At 62.5% G+C, this 21,807-nt stretch carries 17 protein-coding genes; 2 read left to right on the top strand and 15 right to left on the bottom strand.

Annotated elements, in window-relative coordinates; all coding sequences use genetic code 11:
- Nucleotides 1-323 precede the first annotated feature (323 nt).
- The 4 genes from PZH32_RS01830 to PZH32_RS01815 form a co-directional block, all read right to left on the bottom strand.
- Nucleotides 324-1,103 (bottom strand): isoprenyl transferase, encoded by a 780-nt coding sequence (locus PZH32_RS01830; protein ID WP_275205923.1) that lies wholly within the window; start codon nucleotides 1,101-1,103, stop codon nucleotides 324-326.
- 46 nt (nucleotides 1,104-1,149) lie between these two features.
- Entirely contained in the window at nucleotides 1,150-1,713 is a 564-nt protein-coding gene (gene frr / locus PZH32_RS01825) for a ribosome recycling factor (protein WP_275205922.1), read from the bottom strand.
- Nucleotides 1,714-1,773: 60 nt separating this feature from the next.
- Nucleotides 1,774-2,490, bottom strand: coding sequence for a UMP kinase (gene pyrH / locus PZH32_RS01820; RefSeq protein WP_275205921.1), 717 nt, complete (start codon nucleotides 2,488-2,490; stop codon nucleotides 1,774-1,776).
- A gap of 164 nt (nucleotides 2,491-2,654) precedes the next feature.
- The gene (locus PZH32_RS01815) at nucleotides 2,655-4,223 is read right to left on the bottom strand and encodes a S1C family serine protease (RefSeq protein WP_275205920.1); all 1,569 of its coding nucleotides are present in this window, start codon (nucleotides 4,221-4,223) and stop codon (nucleotides 2,655-2,657) included.
- Nucleotides 4,224-4,544: 321 nt separating this feature from the next.
- On the opposite strand from PZH32_RS01815, the gene PZH32_RS01810 reads away from it, so the two are divergent.
- On the top strand, nucleotides 4,545-5,222 hold the full coding sequence (locus tag PZH32_RS01810; protein WP_275205919.1) for a GNAT family N-acetyltransferase: 678 nt from the start codon (nucleotides 4,545-4,547) through the stop codon (nucleotides 5,220-5,222).
- Nucleotides 5,223-5,247: 25 nt separating this feature from the next.
- Here PZH32_RS01810 and PZH32_RS01805 read toward each other — a convergent pair whose 3' ends face one another.
- The 7 genes from PZH32_RS01805 to PZH32_RS01775 all read right to left on the bottom strand — a co-directional run bounded on the left by PZH32_RS01805 (nucleotide 5,248) and on the right by PZH32_RS01775 (nucleotide 14,619).
- Entirely contained in the window at nucleotides 5,248-6,327 is a 1,080-nt protein-coding gene (locus PZH32_RS01805; RefSeq protein WP_275205918.1) for a histidine phosphatase family protein, read from the bottom strand.
- Nucleotides 6,328-6,557: 230 nt separating this feature from the next.
- Complete coding sequence (locus PZH32_RS01800; RefSeq protein ID WP_275205917.1) at nucleotides 6,558-7,331, bottom strand: amino acid ABC transporter ATP-binding protein; 774 nt, start codon at nucleotides 7,329-7,331, stop codon at nucleotides 6,558-6,560.
- Between the two features lie 10 nt (nucleotides 7,332-7,341).
- Nucleotides 7,342-7,995 carry an amino acid ABC transporter permease gene (locus PZH32_RS01795; protein WP_275205916.1) on the bottom strand — a complete coding sequence of 218 codons (654 nt, stop codon included), beginning with the start codon at nucleotides 7,993-7,995 and terminating at the stop codon, nucleotides 7,342-7,344.
- A gap of 256 nt (nucleotides 7,996-8,251) precedes the next feature.
- Nucleotides 8,252-9,094 (bottom strand): amino acid ABC transporter substrate-binding protein, encoded by an 843-nt coding sequence (locus PZH32_RS01790; RefSeq protein WP_275205915.1) that lies wholly within the window; start codon nucleotides 9,092-9,094, stop codon nucleotides 8,252-8,254.
- 195 nt (nucleotides 9,095-9,289) lie between these two features.
- On the bottom strand, nucleotides 9,290-10,453 hold the full coding sequence (locus PZH32_RS01785; RefSeq protein WP_275205914.1) for a 4Fe-4S binding protein: 1,164 nt from the start codon (nucleotides 10,451-10,453) through the stop codon (nucleotides 9,290-9,292).
- Between the two features lie 17 nt (nucleotides 10,454-10,470).
- The gene (mobB, locus tag PZH32_RS01780; RefSeq protein ID WP_275205913.1) at nucleotides 10,471-11,733 is read right to left on the bottom strand and encodes a molybdopterin-guanine dinucleotide biosynthesis protein B; all 1,263 of its coding nucleotides are present in this window, start codon (nucleotides 11,731-11,733) and stop codon (nucleotides 10,471-10,473) included.
- A 114-nt stretch (nucleotides 11,734-11,847) separates the two neighbouring features.
- Nucleotides 11,848-14,619 (bottom strand): S8 family serine peptidase, encoded by a 2,772-nt coding sequence (locus PZH32_RS01775; RefSeq protein WP_275205912.1) that lies wholly within the window; start codon nucleotides 14,617-14,619, stop codon nucleotides 11,848-11,850.
- Between the two features lie 365 nt (nucleotides 14,620-14,984).
- Between PZH32_RS01775 and PZH32_RS01770 the strand changes: the two genes are divergently transcribed.
- On the top strand, nucleotides 14,985-16,511 hold the full coding sequence (locus tag PZH32_RS01770) for a hypothetical protein (protein WP_275205911.1): 1,527 nt from the start codon (nucleotides 14,985-14,987) through the stop codon (nucleotides 16,509-16,511).
- Between the two features lie 94 nt (nucleotides 16,512-16,605).
- On the opposite strand, the gene PZH32_RS01765 is transcribed toward PZH32_RS01770, so the two are convergent.
- The 4 genes from PZH32_RS01765 to PZH32_RS01750 all read right to left on the bottom strand — a co-directional run bounded on the left by PZH32_RS01765 (nucleotide 16,606) and on the right by PZH32_RS01750 (nucleotide 21,798).
- On the bottom strand, nucleotides 16,606-18,123 hold the full coding sequence (locus PZH32_RS01765; protein WP_275205910.1) for an alanine/glycine:cation symporter family protein: 1,518 nt from the start codon (nucleotides 18,121-18,123) through the stop codon (nucleotides 16,606-16,608).
- 235 nt (nucleotides 18,124-18,358) lie between these two features.
- Complete coding sequence (locus PZH32_RS01760) at nucleotides 18,359-18,886, bottom strand: shikimate kinase (RefSeq protein WP_275205909.1); 528 nt, start codon at nucleotides 18,884-18,886, stop codon at nucleotides 18,359-18,361.
- A gap of 99 nt (nucleotides 18,887-18,985) precedes the next feature.
- A complete protein-coding gene (locus PZH32_RS01755) occupies nucleotides 18,986-21,127 on the bottom strand; it encodes a DUF2207 family protein (protein WP_275205908.1) in 2,142 nt (713 codons plus the stop codon).
- Complete coding sequence (locus tag PZH32_RS01750; RefSeq protein WP_275205907.1) at nucleotides 21,127-21,798, bottom strand: potassium channel family protein; 672 nt, start codon at nucleotides 21,796-21,798, stop codon at nucleotides 21,127-21,129. Before PZH32_RS01750 ends, PZH32_RS01755 begins: the two co-directional genes overlap by 1 nt.
- Between the last annotated feature and the right edge of the window lie 9 nt (nucleotides 21,799-21,807).

The raw sequence follows: 21,807 nt of genomic DNA, 5'->3' as shown, positions 1-21,807 counted from the left end.
GTAGTGCCAAGGCGGCCCTGCGGGGGCCGTCTCGGGATCGCACACCAACGGCGGCAGCCCCTCGTCTTCCTGGGCTTCCGGGGCCTTATCGCCGTGGAGGCGGTGCTGCAAGCGCGCCTGGGCCTCACGGCGCCGACGCTGCTCGGGAGTTTCAAAATCCTCCTCGGGATCACCCTCGAAGGCCTCGATCTCCGCTACCTCTTCCGTTGCGGCCTCCTCGACGGGGTCCTGGGGCGCCGCATAGCTGCCCGCGCTGCGGCGCAGGCGCTCTCGGGCCTGCCGCGCACGGCTCTTCTTTTCGTCGGGAGAGAAGATGCTGGCCATTAGGCCACCCCTCCGAACCGACGATCGCGGTTCTGGTAGTCGAGCAAACACTCGAGGAAGGTGTAGCGGTTGAAGTCGGGCCACAGCACGTCCGTGACCACGAACTCGGCGTAGGCAATCTGCCACAGCAGGAAATTCGAGATGCGCATCTCGCCCGACGTACGAATGACCACGTCGGGATCGGGCATGCCGTAGGTGTACAGGCCCTCTTCGAACATGTCTTCAGTGGGGGCCACGACCTCGCCCGTTTCCTCGGCGTGGAGCACGGCCCGGCGCATGCAGGCCTCGGTAGCCCGCAGGATTTCCTGACGGCCGCCGTAGTTCACCGCCACCACCAACGTCATGCCGTCGTTGTGGCGGGTTTTCTCCCAGGCAGCGTCGAAGGCATCGCGGGTTTCCTGGGGCAGCGCGGCCAAATCACCGATGGTGCGCACGCGCACGCCCTCTTCATGAAGCCCGTCCACTTCGGCCAGCATAGTTTTGGCGAACAGATCCATAAGCCCGATGACCTCGTCTTCGGGCCGCTTCCAGTTCTCGGTGGAGAACGAGTAGATGGTAAGGTAGCGCACGCCCAGATCGGACGCGCAGCGAATGGTCTCGCGCACCGCCTCGATGCCGGCCTTGTGCCCCTTCAGACGGTTGAGGGCGCGCTTCTTCGCCCAGCGCCCGTTGCCGTCCATGATGACGGCCACCGATTCGGGAATGCGCGCCGTATCCAACGCCGTCGGGTCAAGCCCCGCCGGCGGATTCGGAAATATGTACTCCAAATCTTTGTTCATATACTCGTTCAAAACTTACTGGTAGTTGGCAATGCCAGCGAGGATCCTAGATCTCCATTACTTCCGCTTCTTTGTGCTTCAGAGCCTCGTCGATTTCGGCGACGAACTTGTCCGTGATCTTCTGGATCTCGGCCTCGGCGCGCTTGGACTCGTCCTCGGGGAGATTGTCGTTCTTAACGGCCTTCTCCACCGCCGTGTTGGCATCGCGGCGCGCATTGCGCACGGCCACGCGGGCCTCTTCGGCATAGGTGCGGCACTGCTTGGCCAGGTCGCGACGGCGCTCCTCGGTGAGCGAGGGGAAGGGCAGGCGGATGACCGAGCCGTCGTTGTTGGGGGTCACGCCCAGATCGCTTTCGAGGATGGCCTGCTCGATGGCGCGCAGCATGCCCTTGTCCCAAGGCTCCACCACCAGCAGATGAGCCTCGGGCACCTTGACGCCGGCCATCTGGTTGATGGGCGTGGGCACACCGTAGTAGTCCACCTTGATGCGATCGAGCACCATCGCATTGGCGCGGCCCGTGCGCACGCCGCCAAAGTTCTCCTTCAGCGCCGTGACGGCCTTCTCCATGCGCTCCTCGGCGCTCATCAGGATTTCATCGATATCTGCCATGGGGTTCCTCCCTATTCCAGCGGGATCGGTCGATCCCTTCATCACAATTGAGCCGTGCTATTACTCGACGACCGTGCCCACAGGCTCGCCCTGCAGGGCGGCCTTGATATTGCCCGTCTTGGTAAGATCGAACACAATCATGGGCACGTTGTTGTCCATGCACAGCGACGTGGCCGTGGCGTCCATGACGTTCAGACCGCGGCTGAGCACATCCATGTAGCTGATGTGGTCGAAGCGCTTGGCGTCGGGGTTCTTCACCGGATCGGCATCGTAGACGCCGTCGACCTTCGTGGCCTTCATGACGCAGTCGACGTCCAGCTCACAGGCGCGCAGAGCCGCCGTGGTGTCGGTGGTGAAGTACGGATTGCCGGTGCCGGCGGCCAAAATAACCACGCGCCCCTTTTCCAGATGGCGAATGGCGCGACGGCGAATATAGGGCTCGGACACTTCCTGCATGTTGATGGCGCTTTGGACGCGCGAGAAAATGCCGTGGCGCTCGAAGGCATCCTGAAGGGCCAGGGCGTTCATGACCGTAGCCAGCATGCCGATGTAATCGGCCTGGGAGCGATCCATGCCCTCGGCCGAGCCGGCCAGGCCGCGGAAGATGTTGCCTCCGCCGACAACGACCGCCAGCTGAACGCCGTCATGCACAATCTCGGCAATTTCCTCGGCCAGGTCATCGACGACTTTCGGATCGATGCCATAGCCCTGATCGCCCGCAAGGGCTTCGCCGGACAACTTGAGCAGGACGCGGTCGTACTTGTATTCGTTTGACATCGAATGAGTCCCTTCGTCGGCAAGGAATAGTTTAAACGGATATATAGTACCTGAAATGAGTTACAGACACTGCGTCACTGCCGCAACACCTGAAAAAACAAACGGCCCCTCGGTTGCATTCGAGGGGCCGTCGGTCAAGCTGCGAGAGCGTGAGGGCAGAAGCCTTAGGCAGCGTCCTGCTGTTCGGCGCCACGCTGGCCGAAGAGGTCTTCCAGGCTGTAGCCGTCATAGGACTGCTGGTGCTGCTGGGCCTCGGCCTTCTCCTTCTGCGTGGAGGAGTCGTCGCCCAGGGTTACCTGCACGTCGCTGGTCTGACCGCCGCGGTTCACCGTCAAGGTAACCGTGTCGCCGGGCTGCTTGGAGCGCACGTCCAGCATGAGGTCGGAGGCCGACTCAACCGCTTGGCCGTCGAAGGCGGTGATGATGTCGCCTACCTGGATACCGGCCGCGGCGGCGCCGGAGTCCTTGGATACGGCGGCCACATAGGCGCCCGTGTCAGTGGCCAGACCGTAGCGCTGGGCCGTGCTGGCGTCCACCGTGGAGAGGCTCACGCCCAGCTGGGCATGGGTGGGCGTTTCGCCAGCGATGATCTGCTGAGCCAGGTTGATGGCGTAGTTCACCGGGATGGCGAAGCCGACGCCGGAGTAGTTGCCGGAGTAGGAGGTGATCAGCGTGTTGATGCCGATGAGCTTACCCTCGGAATCCACCAGCGCACCGCCGGAGTTGCCCGGGTTGATGGCCGCGTCGGTCTGGATCATGTTGGGGTAGATGGTTACTTCACCCGTGCCGCCAGACTGCATGGACTCCTGGGCGTCCATGATCTGGGAGCGGCTGGTGGCCGACACGATGCCCGTGGCCACGGACTGCTCCAGGCCGAAGGGGGATCCCAGGGTCATGACCCACTCGCCGATGGTCAGGTTGTCGGAATCGCCGACCTCCATGACCGTCAAGCCGCTGGCGTCCTTCGCCTTCAGCACGGCCACGTCGGAGGAGGGATCGGCGCCCACCAGCTCGGCGTCGTAGGTCTCGCCGGCCACGGTGACCTTGTAGGCCTCGCCGCCCTCAACCACGTGGTTGTTGGTGATGATGTAGCCATCCTCGGTTAGCACCACACCGGAGCCCTGGGAGTACATCTGCAGGTCCTGGTTGCCCTGGCTGCCCTGGTCGGAACCATAGCCATAACCGAAGAGCTCTTCCAGACCGCCCATGCCGCTCATGCTCTGCTGAGGCGTGGCGTACACGTCGATGGCCACCACCGAGGGCAGGCACTTGGCCGCCACGGCCTCGGACAGGGTAGAGTCCTCGGCGCTCACGTTGATGGTCGTCTGCTCACCCGTGGTGGGATTCGTGATGGTTTCCGTGTGGCTGGTGGGATTCATGGCATTGAAGACGCCCCACACGCCGAAAGCCAGCACGCAGGCAACCAAAGCGCCGGCGAAGGCAATGAGGAAGGTCTTGCCGCCGGAAGCCTTCGGTGCCGCATGCTGGGCATGGACGGCCACGGGCTCGGCCTCGTAGGTTTGCTGGGTCGCGCCGGCGCCGTAGGGTTGATGCCCGTAAGCCTGCTGACCGCCGTAGGGCTGCTGGGCCGAGGCGTAGGGCTGATAGCCGCCCTGGGCATTGGCCGGAGCCGTGGGCTGGGTGGGCTGCAGCGGCGTGGGGTCGCCGCCGTAGGGGTTCTGATCCGGGTTCTGCCCCGGAGGGGTGGGGATGCCACCGTTCATATCGGTCATAGGAATCTCCTTTGAAGAGGGGCCATTTCCTTTTTGCTGGCGCAAACATTACCACCGACGTGCACTTTTCCACCTGCCTGGCAACACATCGTCACGGTTGCGTCACGGAGATACACCAAACGGTGTACTCCCCTCGCCTCCCAGGCCTCGCCCTGAGTCGTCTCGGCCACAACCGTCCCGAACTGAAGGAGGAGCCCCCTCCTGGCGCTGTGGCCGCGGAACGACTTTTCAACAAAGCCCCCGATGGGAGCTGCGCCGCGCCGCCCTGTGCCAGAATAGCGGGAGAACTTCGATTACCTGGATGCCCGAGGAGGCCCTCCCATGAAACTTCCTACTCTTACTACCGTGCAGCCGCAGAATGAAAAGCTCCTGGTAGAGCTGGCGAATATGGCCGGCGACTCCTATCTCGAGGAGCTGTGGGTGCGCGAGCTGCTCTCCGCCATGCCCGAAAACTCGGAAGGCTCCGATCGCGAGCGCTTCCTCTCCCGCGCCCTGGTGCTGAACGAGGCCATGGCCGCCGCTCCTTCGCAATCGGTGCACTGCACCGGCGACGGCTACGGCCTTACCATTGCCTACCAGCGCAGCGAGCTGGGCACAACCTCGTGGGCCCAGCTTATGAAGGACGCCTCGGCCAACCTCATTGCCTCGGTATTCTCCGACGAGGAAATTGACGCCTACGAGCAGCAGCAGCGCCGCATGGAGGGGGTAACCGTGCTCGATTGGGTCGAGCGCGAAGAGGCGCCGGGGGATTTCCTGCACATCACCCTGACCGCCGTCGACGCCGAGCATCGCGGCTCGGGCACCTTCCGCAAGCTTCTCGAACCAGTGCTCACCTATGCCGACGAGGCTCAGCTGCCCATCTTCCTGGAAACGTACTCCGATGACCTTACGGCCCTCTACGAGTACTTCGGGTTCAAAGTGGTGCACGAGTTCAAGAGCCCCGAGGTTTCCATAACGCAGCGCTGCCTGCGCCGCGATCCTCAGCCTCAGGAGGCCTAGAAGCTTTAAGCCCGCAACCGGAGCATTACGCAGCCGGCGTGGCTATCTTGTCGTCATTCAGCGACGGGACCGCGTCGGTTGTCGTTGGGGGCTCTTCCTCGACGGAAGGCGTCGCAGGCACCTTCGGAGCCGCGCCCGTCGTCAAATGGCTTGTGTCTCCCACAAGCTCGACAGTTACGGCACCGGCGTCCCACACCACCTTCGTCAGCGAGGCATTGGCAATGCGAGAAGGATCCTCCCCCAGGTCCTTGCCGAACATGAACACCAGTGCGCGAATGAACATAGCGTGCGTGACCACCAGCACATTGCCGCCTCCCGCACGGGCCACCGAAGCCCCGCAGTCGTCCAAAAACGAGGCAATGCGCGTGGAAATAGCGGCGAAGTTCTCGGCCCGGTGGCTTTTGTCGGTGCGCCAGATGTAATCGGCAATTTCGTCAATGCGCTTGTTCTGCTCAGCGCGGGGAAGGTCATCGCCAAACAAGTCGTACAGACGGTTGCGCAGCTTCACCGTCGGCTGGCCCTCCAAGTCGCCAAAGCACCACTCGCGCAAGCGCGTGTCGCGACGAATGGGCAGCGGGGGCTCGTCCTCTTCCCTGAAGGCATGGGACGGCAGTGTGCGTGCCGGATAGTCGATGGCGTCCACCTGGCTTACCGACGGGCTCCACTGTTCCGAGAGCACCATCCACTGGGTAAGCACCGGGGGCGTAGCGGGCGTATCGGGCACCGTAGAGCAGGGTTCAAGACACCCGCGCGTACGCAGGAACTGCTCAAGAGCGGCAATCTCGTCCATATCCCCGAACTCGGACAAATCGGGAAAGCCCTCATCGTTATCGAGAAGTATCTCTTCAGCCGCAAGGGTCTTGCCGCTACGGCGCCGGCGACGTTCGTTTTCGCGAGCCTCCAGGGCAATAGAAAGGGTGTCTTCCGCCCGCTGGCTGTCGCTGGTGCAGGCGCCGACAAAATCGATATCGGCCAAGCCATTGCCCAGCTTGTAAGCGGAATAGACGCCATAGGGAGAAAGGGGAGAATCAGCCCAGCCCTGCACTTTACCGGCGACATTGAACTGCGTCTCGCCGTGGCGGGCGAAGTAAAAGGTTACAGACAAGCGGCTTCGCCCCCTTTCGCGCGTCAAGCAGTTCGACGACGCGGTCGCGCGGAGGCATGAGAACAATCCGATCGGCTGTGCCATCGTGGGATCGCGGCGCGATCCCCCATGATTATTATCCCCTTCCCTCAAAACAGAATCAAGAAAAAGCTGACGACGGGTCAAGGAAGAAAAAAACGGCCCTGCTACGCCAACGCTGAGGGCAGCAGGGCCGTCTTAGGCGCGATACGCTAGTCGCGATCGTAGTTGGCAAGGAAGGCGCGGGTGCGCTCGTGCTGCGGGTTGTTGATAACCTGGTTGGCCGGGCCTTGCTCCACAATAACGCCGCCGTCCATGAAGATGAGGTGATCGGCCACGTCGCGGGCAAAGCCCATCTCGTGGGTCACAATGACCATGGTCATGCGCTCGGCAGCCAAATCGCGAATAACCTTGAGCACTTCACGGGTAAGCTCCGGGTCCAGGGCGCTGGTGGGCTCGTCGAAGTACAGCACGTCCGGATTCATGGCCATGGCGCGAGCAATGGCCACGCGCTGCTGCTGGCCGCCGGACAAATCGCACGGCACCATGGACTCCTTATCGGCCAGGCCCATCTTCGCCAGCAGAGCGCGTCCCTGGGCCAAAGCCTGATCCTTGGGCATCTTCTGCACGCAGATGAGGGCATCGGTGACGTTCTGCAGCACGGTGTAGTGCGGGAACAAGTTGAAGTTCTGGAACACCAGACCAAAGCGCGTCTTCGCCTGGGCGATGACGTCCTTGCCGCCATAAACGGCCCGACCCTCGGCGTTGTTCTGGCATACCACTAAGTCGCCGTAAGACAAATCGCCCGAGTCCAGGGTTTCCAGCAAGGTCAGGCAGCGCAAGAGCGTTGATTTGCCGCCGCCCGAGGGACCGATGATGGCCAGCACATCGCCCTTGTTCACCGTAAGGGAAATATCCTTCAGCACCTCGTTGCTACCGAAGGCCTTCTTGCCATGTTCGAGGGTTACGACTGCTTTATTCTCCATGAAACGCCTCCTAGTCGTGATAGTAATCGAGACGCTTCTCGACGCGATTCAGAATGAATTCGATGACCAGGCAGAATACCCAGTAGATAAGAGCGGCGATGGCATAGGGAACCATGGACACCTCGCTGGCCGCCAGAGCCTTCGCGGCCGAGAACATTTCCATGATGCCCAGCACGAAGGCCAGGGACGTGTCCTTCACCAGAGTGATGATCTCGTTGCCCATGGCCGGCAGAATCCGCTTGATCACCTGGGGAAGAATGATCTTCATGAACGTCTGGGCCTTGGTGTAGCCCAACACGTTGGCCGCCTCGTACTGGCCGCGCGGAATGGACTGAATGCCCGAGCGATAGATCTCGGCGAAATAGGCAGCGTAGTTGAGGATGAAGCCGATGGCGCAGGCCCAGAACTTCCAGTCGGAGCCCATGTTCAACCCCAGCAGATAATAGGGGCCGAACATGATGGCCATCAATTGCAGCATCAATGGCGTACCGCGCAGGATGGAGATATACAGCTGGGCAATCCAGGCCAGCGGCTTGAACTTGCTCATGCGCGCCAAGGCCACCACCACGCCCAAAGGCAGCGAGCCCACCAGGGTAATCACGAAGATCTGCGCCGTCAGCGCAAAGCCCTCCATGAGGATCCCCATCATGACCGAGAACTCCATCTCCACTTCCTCTCATCATCGCCCTCAAGCGACCGAAAGGGCAAGGCCCCGAAAAAGAGCCTCACCCTCCCCAAGTATAAATTTGTTTTCACCGACTCCGGGACACGCCCAAGGAAGTCAGCGAGGTTGCGACAGGTGCCTGGAATCGTGCTGAACCGCGGCTGAGCGTACTAAGGTACGCGAAGGAAAGCGGTGAAGTGCGAGGCCAGGTGCCTGTCGGAACCGCAGCGTCGGCGTTGATTAATCGCAAAAGCGATTAATCAACGAGTACCCAGTTGTCGATGCTGATGCCGTACTCGCCCCACTTCTCGCACAGCTGCTTGATGGTGCCGTCGTCGTACATTTCCTTCAGGGTCTTGTTCACAGCCTCGGCCATTTCGGTGTCGCCCTTCTTGAAGCCCACGGCGTAGTTCTCGGTGGACAGGGGCTCAAGCTTCACGAACATGTCCGGCTTGGCGGCCATCTGGTAGTCGGCAATGGACAGGTCGCAGGCCACGGCGTCCACGGCACCGGACTCCAGCTGCATGAACGCATTGTTGTAGTCGCTGATGGTTTGCACCTTGCCGCCGGCGAAGGTGTCGGCCAGGGCCTTCTGGTCGCCCTCCAGCACATCAAGAGCCGCCGAGTCGACCTGGGTCATGACGTTCTTGTCGGCCAGATCCTGCAGGCTGTTGATGCCGGCATCCTTCTTCACCACCACCACCTGCTCGTTGTGCATGTAGGGCTTGGAGAAGGTGTAATCGTCCTCGCGGCCCTCCATGGTGAAGCCGTTCCAGATGCAGTTGATGGTGCCCTGGTTCAGCAGCGCGTCCTTGGCATCCCAGTCGATGGCCTCGAGCTGCAGGTTCCAGCCGTTGCGCTCGGCCACCTGCGTGGCCAGGTCGATGTCGAAGCCGGTCAGGTTGCCATCGTCGCCGATGAAGCCGTAGGGCGGATAGGCATTGTCCAGGCCCACAATGAGCGTGGGGGTCTCGCTGCTGGCGTCGGTTGCCGCATCGCTGCTGCTTGCCGCATCGTTGCTCCCAGAGCAGCCAGCCAGCAGAGCCGCGCCCAGGCACAGAGCTGCGGCTACCGCAGCCAGCTTCGTCAGTTTCTTCATGAAGTTCCTCCCTTATAGGACCGGAAGCCCTTCGCTTCCCTCACTTTATAACTTTACTGTGCTAAAGCACTAAAGTGCAGCAGAGTATACCACGGAACGGGATGTGGTGAAACGGGAAAGGATCATCGGCCGTCTTGACGCGCCAACGACATCGCGGCGCCTGGGGCAATCCCCATCAGCCGAGATCATCGATGGCTACCGTTTGCGATTGAACAGCTTGTTGCCCTTCTTGGGCTTGGGAATCTCGATGAGTCGCGGCTCGAAATCGAAGAGCTCGGCCATGGACACCACCGGCACCACTTCCATGCACTTCTTCAGGCACGCGTCGACGCACAGGTTGCACTGGGTGCAATCGGCCACGCTGAACTCCAGATACTGCATTTCCTCGTCGGGATGGGTGTCATAGCCCTTGCGCAGGGCATCGGTGGGGCAGAACATGACGCACATGTTGCAGCCCGAGCAGAGCTCGGTGTCAATGACCACGTCGCCGAAGATGCGGGTGAACATCTCCTCCTCCACCGGCTCGCCGATGCGCGCCATACCGTCGAGAATGGCCAAGTTACGATCGGCCTCGATAGTGGGCATCTTGCCGGCCCCGGCCTTCACGCCCAGTTTGTCGCGCAGACTTTTCTCCTGCTTCTGCAGCTGCAGCTGCTTGAGCTTGTCGTTGACCATCTTCTCGGCCGCCGACTTCGCCACGTCCTTGGCGTAATGGCCGCTCTGGGTGAAGAAATCGCGACGGGCCGCTCCCACCGCCTTGCGCAGGTCTTCCACCTTCACCACGTCGGGCCACTCCGACGTGCGGGTAATCTGCGCCTGAGATCCTACCGCCTCCAGCAAACTGCGCGCCGAGTCCACCGTGTCGTCGATGGCCGGCACGGCCGCACGGTACTTGCAGGTTTGGCAGGTGCCGTCCACCAGCACGATGTCGTTCACATCGCGGGCGGCCAGTTCCACCATCAGCTGCTCCTCCATGCGCCCCAAACAGGGCACCACCGAGTACTTGTCTGGATCCCCGGTTTGGCGGGCGGCCATGCGAGCGCAGGCGATAACGGCAGCGCCCTCAGCCAGGGGCACCGTTTGGGCCACGCTATGGGCCAGTTCCTCCTCCATGGGATCAGTGGGGATCAACGCCTGGGTGGGGCACACAGCAATGCAGCAGCCGCAGGCAACACAGGCTCCGGCGTTGATGGTCAGCTCGTTTTTCTCAATTTCGATGGCGTCGGCAAAGCACACGTCGATGCAGCGGCGGCACTGGGAATTGCGGTTGCGCACCGCCACACAGCGCGTGGGCATGGTGACGACCGCCTTGGTCTCCAGGGCGTCCATCATCTCCATCAGGTCGTTCAAGCTGGGCATAGCCCCGTCCCTTCCCCTTATTCGCCCAAGTAGGACTGCTCGATGCGAGCAAGATCCTCGGGAGTGTTGGCATTAATGAAACAGCCTCCGCGCGGCTCCACCTCGAGCACCTTCTCCTGGCTGAAGGGGAGCACGGTGACGCGTTCGTCGTCAAAGAAGCTCTGCACGCGCTTCTCGCCCGCCTCGACGCGCTCGAGCACTGGCTTCAAGCAGCCGTCCTTGCGGTACATGGCGTGCAGCGGCTCGAATCCGTGCTTGTTGGCGGGCGTAACCACGTCGGCGCCGCTTTCGTGCATGGCCAGCGCCTCAGCCACCACCAGACGCGGGCTGGCGAACACCATGTCGCACGCTACCACGGCCACATAGGGATTGGTTGCTGCCTCCAAAGCCGTGGACAGGCCGGGCAGCGCCCCGCGCTCGTGATAGCGGTCGGGCACCAGCCGTATGGCAATATCGGGAAATTCGTCAGCCAGAAAACCCAGGTTCTCGGCTTCGTTGGTGGTGATGATGAGCTCGTCGGCCACCGGGGACAGGCGCTCCACCAAACGCGAGATAAGCGGGCGCCCCGCGAACGGCACCGTGGCCTTCGAGCGGCCCATGCGCCGCGATTCGCCGCCGGCCTGGATCACCACCGTCACGCGCGGACGCACAATGCGCCGCTCCAGGAAATCGGCCAAGCCGGCCACATCTCCCAAGCCGAACGCGGGCAACCCGTACAACGAGGCGGCTTCCAGAGCATCGGGGATGTCCGTCACCAGCGCGATGGTGGTGCCGACGGGCATTTTCTCGCGCAGATCGGCGGCGAAGCCCTCGTCGAGATGATCGTGCTCGCGGGCCAGCTGTGTGAAGTCGGTGCCCAGCGGCACATCTGCCCGGGCAGCCTCCAGCAGCACCGCGGCTGCGCGCGCATCCGCCTCGTTGCCCGAGCGCATAATCTCGATGGTGGGCAGGCCGCTTTTGCGATACCCTTCTACCACCACCACGTCGTGACCGGGCATGGAACGCACCAGCTCGGCGCACTCCACCTCTCCCTCCACCGTTTGGATGCGCGCCACCTGACCCGGCGCCGCAATAACGGTTTCCGAGGCCCCGGCGGCGCGATGGCGATAGGAATCTTTGCCCGGATAGTCGATGTCGAAGCCACGGTGGGAATGATGCTTGATGGATCCCACGTCGATGCCGCGTCCCACCAGCTCGGCAATGAGCGCCTCGATGAGCGTCGTCTTGCCCGAGTTGTGGCGTCCGACAATGGCAACCGCAGGACTGGGAATGTTCACCATATTGGGCCTTCTATCTTGGAACCGCAGCGTCACGGGGCATTCGCACTCCGCGATGCGGCTTTCTCGTCTTATTTCGGGAAGAGTATAGCACTCCCCTTGAGATCGGCTGCTTCCTTACCGCTTTGTCGTTACTTTTTTCACCGCTGACCAGGAAGAGACGAAAGACTCCCCGCCCACCTGGTACACCGTGCGCACGCGAACATAGTAGGTCTTTTTGGCTTTGAGCTTTTTCACCGTCTTGGACAACGTGCTCTTGCTGGACGCCTTCACCGTTGTCGTGGCGGTGGCGCTCTTGGTGAACTTCTTGCTGGTGGAGTATTGCACCTGGTAAGACGTTACCTTGCCCGATGCCTTTTTCCACGAGACCGTAAACGCGCTCTTCGCTGCCTTCAGCTTGCTGATTTTGACCGCCTTGACCGCCGGAGCCTTGATGGTGAAGCGCATTTGCAGCGTGCCCTTGTAGGCACCGATGCCGGTCATGGTAACCACAGCCGTACCCACGGCACGGTTGTTGCGGTAGCCCACCGTGTAATCCACGCCGGCCTTGAGCACGGTGCTGCCGAAGCGAAGCACGGGCTTGGGGCTGATGGCGCTGCCGGTGAAGGCGTAGCTGGCACTGATACCCGACACCGAGGCAGCGGCGATGTTCTTCTTGGCCACGGCCACGGGCTGCTCGGGGTCGGCGGGCGTCGTGGCCTTGTTAACGGGCGCCGTGGTGTCCACGCCGCTGGCGGGGCCGGGCGACGAGGGGTCCTTGACCACGGGCAGCGGCTCCGACGTGCCGCCCGCCCCCGTCGTCGGGGTCGAGACGCCGCCGGCCGCGCTTTCGGCAATGGCGAAGGAGGCCGTCTTGGAGCCGGTGTAGTTCCCCGTGCCCTTGACCGTCACCTGGGCGGTACCCACCTGGGTATTGTTGCTATAGGCCACGGTGTAGTCGGTGTTTTTGACCAGCTTCGCGCCGTTGAGGCTCACCGCGGGGGCCGGCGTAAGGGCCTTGCCGCTATAGGTTTGGGCCGCTACCTCAATGCGAGCGCTTCCGATATTCGCTGGGGCAATGGTGAAGGTCTTCTTCACTGTGCCGCTGTAGGAGCCGCGGCCTTGGATGGACACGGAGTAGGAGCCGGCGTTCTTCGGGGTGCCGCTCACGCTGACCGTATAGTCGGTACCCTGCTTCAAGGTCGTTCCGTTGACCTTGACCGTAACGGACGGCTCCTGAGAGGAGCCCGTGTACACCGCAGAGGAGACGGTTACATTCGCGTCTTTCAGCTCGACGGCCGTCGGTGTCGCTTGCACCGTCGAGGCAGCTCCGACCGCCGCCGCCACGGCCGCTCGGGCATTCACGACACCATAGCCCGTCTGGGCGTCCTTGCCCTTCGTGTGCAGATCGGTTGCCGTATCGCAAAGAACCTGGCGCACCTGGGCGGGAGACAGCTGGGGATTGGCGGCCATCACCAAGGCGGCCACGCCCGTTACCACAGGGCAGGCCATGGACGTACCGCTCATGGATTGGTAGCCGTCGGTTTTTCCGTTGAACTGATAGGTGCTGAGAATCTTCTCGCCAGGGGCGGAAAGGTCGCACCAGTCGCCGTAGTTCGAGAACGAGGAGCGCAGCACGGTCTCGGAGCCGTTTCCCCAGGCCGGCCTAGTAAACGTAACCGACGAGGCGCCCACGCTGGCGCGCTCGGACACGCTGATGACGCCCAGGGCCGACTTGCAGGCCGCCGGATAGCAGGTGGCCGAGGTGTTGCTGTTGCCTGCGGCGCTGACGATGAGCATGCCGTGATTGGTGGCCAAATCGGCGCAGAGCGCCTCGAAGAGACCGGCGACCTGGGCATCATCCGTTTGCACGCCCAGGCTCATGTTGACAATTTTGCATCCGGCATCGCGGGCGTACTCCAAAGCGAACACCAGATCCTGGAGCGACGCGTTGGCCTTCTTCGTGCCGCCGCTGTCCACCAAAAGGGAGAAAGCATCAATGACCACCAGGTCTACCAGCTTGTTCGCCTGGGCCGTGGTGCCGCCGCTGGCCACGCCCAGGATACCGCCGTTACCGGCTTCGCCGGCGATAATGCCCGACACGTGGGTTCCGTGACTGGACAGCTCGTCGACGGTGGAGCCGCCGTTGGTGTAGCCGTCGCCGCGGAGCGGTGCGGTCTTCCAGGAGGCCGCATTGGTGTTATCGGTCCACACCACTTCAGCGCTGACCTGCTTATTGATGATGTTGGTTAGGTCGGGATGGCTGAGGGACGCTCCGGTGTCCAGAACGGCCACTTTGACGGGCTTTGCCTTCGGTGCCTTCGCGGCCAGCAGATCCCAGGCCGCCGGCGCTTCGATGAAATTCAGGTACCACTGGTCGGCACTGCGCGAATCGACCCCAATGGCGCCGAAGGCCTCGGCGGCCGGGTCGTCGAACAGATCCACCACGTAGTTCGGTACCGCGTACTTGACCGCATCCTCGGCCTCCGCCTGGCGCACGGCCGTCTCCACGGTCATCCCGTCATCGATGGTCAGGGCAGACACATCGCCGGAGTCGAACTCGGCCACCTCGCCCGTCTCCTCGGCACCTAGGGACTCCACCGCCTCTTCGCGCTCGGCCTCGGTGGCATCGTCCTCGTAGACCACGACAATTTGGCCGGGCAGATAGCCCAGTTCATCCACATCGGTCGCGCGCTCTTCCTCGGCAAGCGCCGCTTCCTGGGCGGCGGTCCGATCGCTCATGGGAGCCGCATCGTCTTCTATGACGGTAACGCTGTCGGCCGGGGTGGCTATCGGTGTAGACGTGGCGCACCCCGCCAGCAGCCCGCTGACGCCCAGCGCAGCTGCCAACAGCACGGCCAGAGCGCGCTGCGCCATCGCATGCCCTGCCTCATTGGTGATCCGTTTCATGGCATACCTCTATACGCGGCAAGCACGCCATCGACCTCAGCCCCAGTCGAAGCATGCTGCATTTCTTCTTACGAGGCGTATCTTACTATGGAGAAACGGCCTTTACCTCGACGGCGTGTCAAATGGGCTGAGATTTTTCGACTGTTGATGAGCTGTAATCTTTCTCGCAACCTGCTCTTTGCAGCAGATCAAACGCTGCTTTTGCCCTCAGTCAACAGGCGCGTCGAAACCGTGCTACTAATCGATGACGGATGAGCCTTACTTTCCGCCTCCGCAATCCGCGGGACCTACACTGAGTCCATGGCCCGTACGACGCGCATGCCCCGATGCGCCCTATCTTGATTATTGGAAAGCGAGGTTCCCTTATGTCCGCGCCCTCATCATCCCCCTCTCTTCCGACCGGCCGCTCCCGAGGCCGCTCCTTCCGCACCCTGGGCAAAAAGACTTTGGCCGTCTTCGCCTCGGTGGCTCTGAGCTTCGGTCTCCTGCCGGCCATTCCGGCATGGGGCGCCGAAACGGCCGCCGAGGCCCCTGCCGCCGCCATGTCGGTGGACGAGACCTCCGACGCTACCGCTGAGCCGAGCAACCCCGAGGCCGCGGCGTCGACGACGGACGCCGAAGAGTCCGCCGACGACGCCACTCCGTCCGAAGGCGCTGACGACACCGCCGCAGACGAGCCAACTGCCACGACGCCCGACACCGGAACCGCCGACGAAGGCACCGATACCGACGAGAGCGGTACCACCGATCTTCCCGCCGACGACGGCACCCCCGGGGTCACCGTCGATCAGTACTTCCCCACCGACGAGGCAGCCACGGCCCAGCTTTTGAAAGAGCTTACGGCACGCTTCGTTGCGGACGGCCCCGATGGTGCCCTGGACGGCTCGCTGGTCAACGCCGCTATTGCTCTTAACTCCCTGGGCAAGGGCGAGGACATCGATGCCGATGCCATCATGAAGAGCCTGATCAAGGATGAGAAGCGCGCGAAGGACGGCCTGACGGGCGGCCAATACGGCGGCTACATCATGATGCTCACCGCTGCCGGCATCGACTGCACCGCCGTGGACCTCAACGGCACCACCCGCAACTTGGTGCAGGAGATGGAGAAGATCGTCGCCGACATGGAACCCACTCCCGATGAGGCGGTCTTCATGCTTCCTGTCTTCGGCAACGACGGCTATGAGCCTACCCAGGAAAACACTATCGAGGATCTGGTAGGCGCCATCTGGATGCTCCAGGACGACGATGGCTATATCTGGCCGAGCGAGACCGCTGAAACCTACTCCATCCCCCTTACCAGCCAGGCGCTCCTGGCGCTCATCCCCTTCGTCGACGACAAGGACCTTGCCAAGGCCTTTGGCAAGGGGGCGCTGCAGGATGCCGTGGACGCCGCGGCCGAAGGTCTTGCCGACGCTCAGCTCATCGATGGCAGCTGGCCCGTTGACGGCCTTGCTCTTGAAGGCGACGTCCCCTCTACCGCCTACGCCATGACCGCGCTGGTAGCCATGGGCGCCGATCCTCAGACCGACCTCAAGACCTCCAACGATTCCACCCCCCTGGGCTACTTGACCGCCCACGCCGACTCGTCCCTGGACGGCTACACCGGCCTTGACGGCGACGAGCCTGTGACAGCAGCCACGGTACTTATGGCCTTGGCCGCCAACGAAGGCTTCACCGCATCTCACGAGGCCTTCGATGTCTACGATGTGCGCGCCGTCGAGCGTCCCGATGAGAACGGCGACGAGGCTGCCGAGCACACCGGCACCTCGGCCACCAAGACCATTCCCCAATCTGGCGATGAACTGCCGCTCACCCTGGGCGCTACGGCCCTGGTGGGTTTGGGCAGCGCCGCCGTGGCCCTGCGTCTTCGCCGCAAAATGAACGAGGCCTAGGCCTTCCGCGCACCACCCGTTGAGCTTCCCAAAAGAAAGGGCTCCGTCCTCATGAGGACGGAGCCCTTCTTGTCGATGCAGGAGCTTCGGCGCCTTACTTCAAACCCTCAACGTCGAAGTTGGCGGCCTCCTCGATGTACTCCTCAACGGGATTCACACCAAAATCAGGCAGATCGGCCGTGGTCCAGCACTCGCAAGGAGGCATACCAGGCACGCTGGAAGCCAGGAACACCGGGTCCTTGCCGGCCTTGCGCTGAGCGGTGTAGTCGTCGAGCGCCTTGAGCGCCCACTTGCCCAGCAGCAGGATGGCGATCAAGTTGATGATGGCCATGAAGCCCATGAAGATGTCCGCCAGGTTCCAAGCCAAGTCGAAGCTGTTCACGCAGCCATAGAAGATGGCGGCCAGGCACAGCACGCGGAAGACCACCATGCCCCACTTCGTGTTCTTGAAGATGTAGCGGAAATTCGTCTCGGCGTAGAAGTAGTTGCCAATGAGGCTGGAGAACGCGAAGGCGAAGATGGCGAAGGTGATGAAGTGGATGCCCACCACGCCCACGGAGTTGTTCACGGCCAGCTGCACCAGCGGCATGCCGTTCAGGGCAGCAGCGGCGGCAGGATCCTGCACCCAGAAGATGAGCACCATCATAGCGGAGCAGGTGCAGATGAGCAGCGTGTCGATGTACACGGACAAGCTCTGCACCAGGCCCTGCTTCACGGGGTGGGACACCGAGGCCGTAGCGGCGGCGTTCGGGGCGGAGCCCATGCCGGCCTCATTGGAGAACAGGCCGCGCTTGATGCCCAGCATAACCACCGAGCCCGCAAAACCGCCGGCAATGGACTGGAAGTCGAACGCATTGGTGAAGATGAGCGAGAACACCGCGGGGATCTCACCGATGTTGGTCACCGTGGTCCAAATGGCCAGCAGGATGTAAGCGATGGCCATGATGGGCACGATGATGGAGGTGATAATGGAGATGCGCTTCGCACCACCGAAGATAACAAAGGCGGTGAACACGATGAGCACAATACCTACGCCCACAGCGGTGCCATTGGTGGCGTAATCGGGGATGTAGTACTCCAAGGCCGAAGTCATGTTGAAGGCCTGCAGCCCATTGAAGCCGAAGGCGAAGCACAGGATAAGAGCCACGGCGAAGATGATGCCCAGCCAGCGAGCGCCCAGGCCCTGCTGGATGTAGTAGGCGGGACCACCGCGGAACTCGCCCTCTTTGCCGCGGATCTTGTAGATCTGAGCCAAGGTGGACTCGATAAAGGCCGAAGCGGCACCGATGATGGACATAAGCCACATCCAGAACACCGCGCCCGGACCGCCCGTGGCAATGGCCGTGGCAATGCCGGCAATATTGCCCGTGCCCACGCGGGAAGCGGTGGACACCATGAGGGCCTGGAACGAGCTGATGGACTTCTCACCCTCGACATGCTTCTTCTCCGTCAACTGGGTGAACATGTCCTTGATGTAGCGAATCTGCACCGCCTTCGTGCGCACGGTGTAGTAGATGCCGACAGCCACCAGCAGGATCACCAGAATGTAGGTGTACATAAAGGTATCGATCTCGCCGGTCCAGTCGATGAGCATCTGGTTGATGTCTGCCATTGATGCCTTCCCTTCTGGAGGGGCGCACCTGTCATTTGCGCATTGGAGACGGGTTGAATGCGCGAGGGACAAGTGGCCTGCGTACAGGTGCCAGACCCCACTGGCACAAAAAGATACCCGTATTCTACCCTACAGCAGGCTAAAGTGCAGCGGCGGACTCAGGTTATTTGAGAGGGAAAAGAAGCGGCCCCGCTTGAGCGGGGCCGTGAAAGCACGGGGAACAAGAGGCGGGTCGCTATTTCAAGGCATGGGCCACTTTGCGCGCCGCGGCCGTGATGGACAGATCGTTCACGTCCACAGTGATGTCGGCATACTTCTCGTAGAGAGGCAAGCGCTCGTCGTACAAGTCGCGCAGGCTCATGCCAATGCCGTCGCGCATGACCACGCCGCGCTCCGAGAAGTCGGACAGGCGGTTCTTCAGCTCGTCGAAACTGATCTTCAGGTACACAATGCGGCCGATTTCGCCAAGGTGGCTCATGGCCGCGTCGCTGTAGATGGCCGAACCGCCCGTAGCGATAACCGAGTGCTCGAAGTTCATCTCCGAAAGCACCTGGTTCTCGATTTCCAGAAAGGCGTCGGGGCCCAAGGTGTCAATGAGGCGCTGGAGCGATTTGTCACACGACTCCTGAATGAGCAGATCGGCATCGATAAACTTATAGCAGAGGATCTTCGCCAAGACGATGCCCAAGGTAGACTTGCCGGCACCGGGCATGCCGATAAGCACGATGTTATCTTTGCCGGGAACCAGGGACTTCTCTTTCATGCAGCTCCTCCTTGCCAATGGGTTTCTGTCCGTGATTATAGCAGGGGCATCCGCGCTCTCCGCAGCGCCCCGCCATCGTTATCCAACTTTAACCTGAGGCTAAAAGTCATCGTCAATCTGATCTTCCTGCGACGAGGGCGAGCGCCGCCAGAAAGGACGCCAATGGGGCTCGACCCCTTGGTCGAGGGGCGCCTCGCCCGTGGATCCGGCCACTTCAGCGCGACGGGAGGACGATCGGAGGGCTCCCTCGCCAACGGCCGCGCCACGTTGTACCAAGGCCCCCAATTTCGTCGGAGGAAGTTGGTCCAGAACACCGAAGAGCACGCCATAGGGGACCAATGCCTCCACGGCGCCTTCGGGCCACGCCTCCGCTGCCGGGCCGCCATCGCGCATCCAGTTGCGCAGCGCCTTGGCGTGAGCCGTAATCTCGTTGCCTGCGGGGGAACGGCGCATGGTGTAGTTGGCCAGCACGCCCACGGCCGCTGCGGCTGCCAGCGTCAGCAACCCCGTTGCCACGCCGAGAACGAACAAGGCCGCCACCCCGGCCACGGCCAGAAGCGCCGCAACCACCAACATCGCACGCTGCGCCCGGCGGCTCTTGCTGTCAAAGAAGCCATAAGGTTCCACGGTGGCCGTCAGCACCTGCTGCCAGCCATTGACCGCACGAAGGAACGCACCGGGGCGCTGATGGGCAAAGGCCACCAGCTGCTCAGTGCTCAAAACGCCATCGCCCTGGGAAACGAAGGTAAGCAGCCGCAGCGTAGCCGCGTCCATAACATCGCGGCGCGACGCCGCCAGGACCGCCTCGGGCGTGGCTCGCTGGTCGGCCGCATGGGCGTCGGCCTCTTCTTGATTGGCTTCGCGACTCTCATTCTCCGAGAGCTCCGCTTCGCGCCACGGATCGAAGACAATCTCGCCCGAACCCCCCGCCGACTCCCTCAGCACAACCACCTCGCGCAGGACCATGTCGGCCACGGTGGCCATAACGTCGTCGAAGCTCAGATGATTCCAGCGCCACAGGCGTCCGAGCACCGCCGGCGCCAGGGCGGCGTCGGGCACGTCGCTGCTGTAATCATCGGTGAATCGAGGCGGCTTTTGACGCCCCCAGCGCGCATAGGCCCCCACGGCCCCCACCAGGGCCAAGGCCGCCAGGGCCAGCAGCCCCCCGGACAAGCCGTCGCGCGTGATCTTCTGGTAGGAGGCGCTATCTACCCAGCCTTCCTCATAGCGGGTGGTGTACTCATACTGCAACGAGCCCTGATGGGCGAAGCGCTCGTCATCGGGCATGTTGGTGAGCCACCCCACGGGGAACATGACACGACCGAGCGCATAGGCTTGCGAGGGCACTTGCGGGTCGGCGAAGGTAACGGTGCCGTCTTTCTCGATGTCCACCGTGCCGTCGGCGGGACCGTGGCCCCAGGCGCGCACGTTCTCGCCGGGCTGAACCTTGTCATCGGCGGGAACGGGAAGAACAACCTGCGCCCGTACCTGATGCAGATCGACCGGGTAGTTGCGGGGCGCGTACTCCCAGGAAAAGTCACCGGCATCATCGTAGGCCGTTACCGCATGACGCACCGTATAGGTAACCTCGAACACCACGCGCTCGTCCACATTCTCAATATAGGCGTACAGCGTGGAGCGGTACTTGTCGAACGACCAGGCCTCCTTCTCGGGACCGCCGCCGTCGCGCCAGGACAGCACGAAGGTGATGGGCTTGAGCTTGCGCCACTCGCCCGTCACGTTGCCCTCGGCATCGGCTGCGGCCATGCGCACGCGCTTGATGGTCACCTCGGCGTCTTCGCCAAAACCATCGTAGAGCCACTCGAGAGTCTGGCGGTGGGGAGCGGTGTCGGCCAGCTCCGTTGCCGTGGCCGCACCGTCGGCAGGGGTATCGCCCTTGCCCACGGTGGCGCTTTCGCCCTCCTTCTCCGAAGAGGCCTCTTCGTCTTTCGCAGCCGAGGCTTCGTCGGCCTCCGCCTCGGCCTCATCGGCCGGATAAGTGCCGTCTTCGGAAGCGAATTCGAAGATGCGCTGGTCCACAACGGAGACAGCGCCGTTCGTCTCCACCTGGGCCACCAGATCTACCTGCGCGCAGCGATAATCGGCTCCCCACGCAACGGAGGGGCCGGCCAATGCCGCAACCAACACGGCTACCACGGCTAAGGCAGCAAGCCAACTGCGGCGCCGGGGCCACGGCCGCTGCAGAACAGGAGGTCGGTGGGTGTCGGCGGCGGGCGGCACTAAAGCCCCTTGAAGGCCAGGCGCACGTCGTCGAGTACGTCCTCGTCAGCCACCACAATGGCCTTGTCACCGGGAAAAAGCAGGCTCTCCTCGTTGGCCACTTCCACATCGCCCTTGGTGGCCACGGCCGCAATAAGAGCATTGGGAGGCAGGGGGATTTCCTCGATGAGCACCCCATCGTCGTTGGAGAAGTGCTTCATGGTAGGCACCACCACCTCGGCCAGAGCCACGTTGCCGTGGTTGAGCGAGGAAACGACGCTGACCGATCCGAGCAGGGCCTCTTCCTCGATGAGGTTGGCGATAAGGGTGGTGGAGGATACGCACTCGATGCCCACTTCGCGGAAAATGCGCTCGTTCTTCGGATTGTTGACACGGGCAATGCAGCGCGGCACATGGAATACTCGCTGGGCAATTTCGCAGGACACCAGATTGGAGTCGTCCATGCCCGTGGTGGCCACGAACACATCGGCGCCGCGAATGCCCGCATCCTCCTGATAGCGCGAGTCGCAGCCGTCGCCGTGAATAACCAGATAGCGCCCTTCCAGCTGCACCGACAGGCGGTCGGCCGTGGCCAGCTTCTGCTCGATGACGGCCACGTCGTTGCCGCTTTTCAACAGGATAGAGGCAAGGTAGGAGCCAATTTTGCCACCACCGGCAATAACAACGTACATGCAGGCCTC

The sequence above is a fragment of the Adlercreutzia equolifaciens genome, from assembly GCF_029076695.1.
Lineage (GTDB): Bacteria > Actinomycetota > Coriobacteriia > Coriobacteriales > Eggerthellaceae > Adlercreutzia > Adlercreutzia equolifaciens_A.
This window is presented reverse-complemented; position numbering and strand designations above follow the sequence as displayed.

What these genes read in the sequence shown, in the direction of transcription:
- PZH32_RS01830 (WP_275205923.1), bottom strand. Translation starts at nt 1,103, where the DNA reads ATGAACAAAGATTTGGAGTACATATTTCCGAATCCGCCGGCGGGGCTT.
- frr (WP_275205922.1), bottom strand. Translation starts at nt 1,713, where the DNA reads ATGGCAGATATCGATGAAATCCTGATGAGCGCCGAGGAGCGCATGGAG.
- pyrH (WP_275205921.1), bottom strand. Translation starts at nt 2,490, where the DNA reads ATGTCAAACGAATACAAGTACGACCGCGTCCTGCTCAAGTTGTCCGGC.
- PZH32_RS01815 (WP_275205920.1), bottom strand. Translation starts at nt 4,223, where the DNA reads ATGACCGATATGAACGGTGGCATCCCCACCCCTCCGGGGCAGAACCCG.
- PZH32_RS01810 (WP_275205919.1), top strand. Translation starts at nt 4,545, where the DNA reads ATGAAACTTCCTACTCTTACTACCGTGCAGCCGCAGAATGAAAAGCTC.
- PZH32_RS01800 (WP_275205917.1), bottom strand. Translation starts at nt 7,331, where the DNA reads ATGGAGAATAAAGCAGTCGTAACCCTCGAACATGGCAAGAAGGCCTTC.
- PZH32_RS01795 (WP_275205916.1), bottom strand. Translation starts at nt 7,995, where the DNA reads ATGGAGTTCTCGGTCATGATGGGGATCCTCATGGAGGGCTTTGCGCTG.
- PZH32_RS01790 (WP_275205915.1), bottom strand. Translation starts at nt 9,094, where the DNA reads ATGAAGAAACTGACGAAGCTGGCTGCGGTAGCCGCAGCTCTGTGCCTG.
- PZH32_RS01785 (WP_275205914.1), bottom strand. Translation starts at nt 10,453, where the DNA reads ATGCCCAGCTTGAACGACCTGATGGAGATGATGGACGCCCTGGAGACC.
- mobB (WP_275205913.1), bottom strand. Translation starts at nt 11,733, where the DNA reads ATGGTGAACATTCCCAGTCCTGCGGTTGCCATTGTCGGACGCCACAAC.
- PZH32_RS01775 (WP_275205912.1), bottom strand. Translation starts at nt 14,619, where the DNA reads ATGAAACGGATCACCAATGAGGCAGGGCATGCGATGGCGCAGCGCGCT.
- PZH32_RS01770 (WP_275205911.1), top strand. Translation starts at nt 14,985, where the DNA reads ATGTCCGCGCCCTCATCATCCCCCTCTCTTCCGACCGGCCGCTCCCGA.
- PZH32_RS01765 (WP_275205910.1), bottom strand. Translation starts at nt 18,123, where the DNA reads ATGGCAGACATCAACCAGATGCTCATCGACTGGACCGGCGAGATCGAT.
- PZH32_RS01760 (WP_275205909.1), bottom strand. Translation starts at nt 18,886, where the DNA reads ATGAAAGAGAAGTCCCTGGTTCCCGGCAAAGATAACATCGTGCTTATC.
- PZH32_RS01750 (WP_275205907.1), bottom strand. Translation starts at nt 21,798, where the DNA reads ATGTACGTTGTTATTGCCGGTGGTGGCAAAATTGGCTCCTACCTTGCC.